Here is a 3,170-nt window from a genome sequence, read left to right as displayed (position 1 = left end):
AAAATTTTAAAAGGATTATATAAAGTCAGGAAGGATAAAAGGAGCTTATTTTTTACACCTTATGGCGGTAAGGCAAATGACTATGCTAAGTCGGATTGAGTCACTGGCTCTGGTTTAGACGCTTGTCTATTGGTATAAAGAATTTCTTGATAAGAAAGTGTTTTCAACATTCCTATCTTTATTCTTTTACGCACAGCTTGCGTTTCAGACTTATATGTATTTTGCCCTCTCAATAATTCCTCTGCGATATTCGCAACAAGCATTTCTACGGATTCGGGCGTTAAAATTACTGGCGAGTCTTTCATAACACTATTCTTTTGGTGGGTTGTGTGGTTAAAACAATCTTTTGTACAAACAGGATAGAAATATTTGTTATTCAACTAGTTAACAACAAAATTACTAAATTTGTTGCTTGACAGTTAACCAAAGATAGTTTTTTTTAAAAAAAGCTCCCAAAAATCATACCAAATCCTCATATACTTTTGCCAATTTTGCAGTGGTGCCAATTGACTAAAATCGGCATCAATCTCAAACTAAAAATATGTTTTTCAAACCTTTATATATTTACAAAAATGCCTTTGGTGGATTGCCCAAAACAGTATGGTTATTGTCGGCCATTATGTTTGTCAATCGTAGTGGGACGATGGTTTTGCCATTTTTAACTTTATATCTTACTCAAAAACTTCATTTCTCGGTTGCTGATGCAGGGATTGTCATGGCGTTTTATGGCACAGGAGCGTTATTTGGCACTTTTTTAGGCGGAAGACTAACCGATAAAATAGGCTTTTATCCTATCCAATTTTACAGTTTATTACTTTCGGGAATTGCTTTATTGGTTTTAATGCAATTAACCTCCTTGTACAGCATTTGTGCAGGAGTATTTATTTTCACAACACTTGGCGAAACCTTCCGCCCAGCCAATGGCACTTCTATAGCCTATTATAGCACCCCCGAAAATCGCACGCGCTCGTACACACTCAATCGTTTGGCTATCAACTTAGGGTGGTCTATCGGCGGCGGGATGGGCGGTATTTTGGCAGAGATGGATTACAACTATCTGTTTTGGGGCGATGGCGTAACCTGTATTGTAGCAGCTATCTTGTTAAGAATTTTCATTAAACCTCCAGTTCTTGATACGACCTCCACTAAGTCTGCCGAAACTCATCTGAGTAATCTGCCCAATTCGGCTTACAAGGATAAGTATTATTGGGTATTTCTGGTTTTGGTTATCATGTATGCTATCCCATTTTTTCAACTATTTTCGCTAGAACCTTTATATTTCAGAACAGTCATAAAGCTTTCTGAATCTCGAATTGGTGCTTTTATGGTTTTCAATGGTTTGTTGATTGCTACCACCGAAATGATATTTGTTCACACCATCGAAAAACGCTTACCTCGTCCTGTGTTGATAGCCATAGGTTTGTTACTTACGGCTTGTTCGTTTTTTGTGCTAAATGTATCCACAGCGGTCATGTTTATATGGTTTTCGGTGGCTTTTAATACCATTGGCGAAATGTTTGCTATGCCATTCATGCAAACGTTGGTCGTGGATAGAGCCAACGAAAAAAATAGAGGCCAATATTTAGCGCTATATTCAATGTGTTATTCAATTGCCCAAATCAGTGCTCCTACCATTGGTGCGCAGATTATCCAAAGATGGGATTTTGCGGAACTTTGGTATGTCATGGGAGGATTATGTTTGACTTCGATGCTTGGTTTTTTATTGCTACAAAAGCATTTTATTAAACATTCAAATTAATGCTGTCTTTACGTGTGAGTATTTGTCATACACAATCCCTAACTTAGTACCTCAAATATTCACTCTCAAATCATTCTGTTGATTGATTTTTATTACATGGAACTACTCATTATTTTTTTATTAATCTTACTTAATGGCATTTTTTCAATGTCAGAAATTGCACTTGTCTCTGCCCGAAAAGCAAGACTCGAATCTGCTGCGAAAAAAGGAGATAGCAATGCCAAAATTGCTTTGAGTATTGCCAATGAACCCAACCGTTTTTTATCTACAGTTCAAATCGGAATTACTCTAATTGGTATTTTGACGGGTATTTTTTCGGGAGAAAAAATGACCAATGATATAAAAGCTTTTTATGGTCAATTTGAATTGTTTGCTCCTTACCAACATACTTTGGCGGTCACAACAGTGGTTTTGTTAATCACTTATCTATCGTTGGTATTTGGGGAACTTGTTCCAAAGCGTATTGGACTCACCAATCCTGAGTTTATTGCCAAAACGGTGGCTCGCCCCATGAATATGCTATCGACGCTTACGGCTCCTTTTGTTTGGCTTTTGACTTTTTCATCAGATTTACTCATCAAAATTCTCAATATCAAACCCTCTACCGACAGTAAAGTAACCGAAGAGGAAATCAAAGCGATTGTGCAAGAAGGCACCGAAAGTGGCGAGGTTCATGAAATAGAACAAGACATTGTGGGACGTGTGTTTAGTCTGGGCGATAGAAATGTATCATCGTTGATGACGCACCGAAACGATGTGGTATTTTTGAAAGCGAGTTACTCTCCTGACCGAATCAAAGAAGTCATTCATGAAGAATTGCATTCGTTATATCCTGTTTACGAAAAAGACAAAGACCATATTATTGGCGTAGTGCGCCTAAAAGACTTGTTTTTGCCTCTGAGTCAAACCGATTTTGATTTGAGCTTATATCTTTCGCCTCCACAATTTATTCTTGAAAATGCTTCGGCTTATCAAGCTTTACAGCGTTTTAAGGATAGTAAAATTCATTATGGGATTGTCATTGACGAATATGGTCAAACCCAAGGTATCGTGACGCTCAATGATTTGCTGGAAGCTTTGGTAGGAAACGTATCAGATTTTGACCACGATGGTTATCGTTTAGATAAGCGAGAAGATGGCTCGTGGCTAATTGATGGACAATATCCTTTGGTCGACTTTTTACAGTTTTTTGATTTACCGAATCATTTCCAAGAATACTCTTTCAATACAGTAGCGGGACTAATCTTGAATGAATTGACAGATTTGCCACAACAAGGAGATACGATTATTTGGCAAAATATGAGTTTCGAAATTATTGATATGGACGGCGCTAAAGTCGATAAGCTTTTAATTAAAATCTTAAATGCAGAGGGATGATTTGGATTTGAAAATTTGAAGATTTGAAAATTTG

At 37.2% G+C, this 3,170-nt stretch carries 3 protein-coding genes; 2 read left to right on the top strand and 1 reads right to left on the bottom strand.

Annotated elements, in window-relative coordinates; translation table 11 throughout:
* Window positions 1–80: 80 nt before the first annotated feature.
* Window positions 81–305 (bottom strand): hypothetical protein, encoded by a 225-nt coding sequence (locus ACOVQ4_RS01790; protein WP_421818951.1) that lies wholly within the window; start codon window positions 303–305, stop codon window positions 81–83.
* A 236-nt stretch (window positions 306–541) separates the two neighbouring features.
* Here ACOVQ4_RS01790 and ACOVQ4_RS01785 point away from each other — a divergent pair, with 236 nt between their 5' ends.
* Together ACOVQ4_RS01785 and ACOVQ4_RS01780 are read left to right on the top strand one after the other, a co-directional pair.
* A complete protein-coding gene (locus ACOVQ4_RS01785) occupies window positions 542–1,759 on the top strand; it encodes an MFS transporter (protein ID WP_421818950.1) in 1,218 nt (405 codons plus the stop codon).
* A 96-nt stretch (window positions 1,760–1,855) separates the two neighbouring features.
* Window positions 1,856–3,136: a hemolysin family protein gene (locus tag ACOVQ4_RS01780; protein WP_421818949.1), complete on the top strand. Its 1,281-nt coding sequence runs from the start codon at window positions 1,856–1,858 to the stop codon at window positions 3,134–3,136.
* Window positions 3,137–3,170: the final 34 nt, after the last annotated feature.

Origin of the sequence: Flectobacillus sp. (genome assembly GCF_049240685.1) — a bacterium.
GTDB lineage: Bacteria > Bacteroidota > Bacteroidia > Cytophagales > Spirosomataceae > Flectobacillus.
This window is presented reverse-complemented; position numbering and strand designations above follow the sequence as displayed.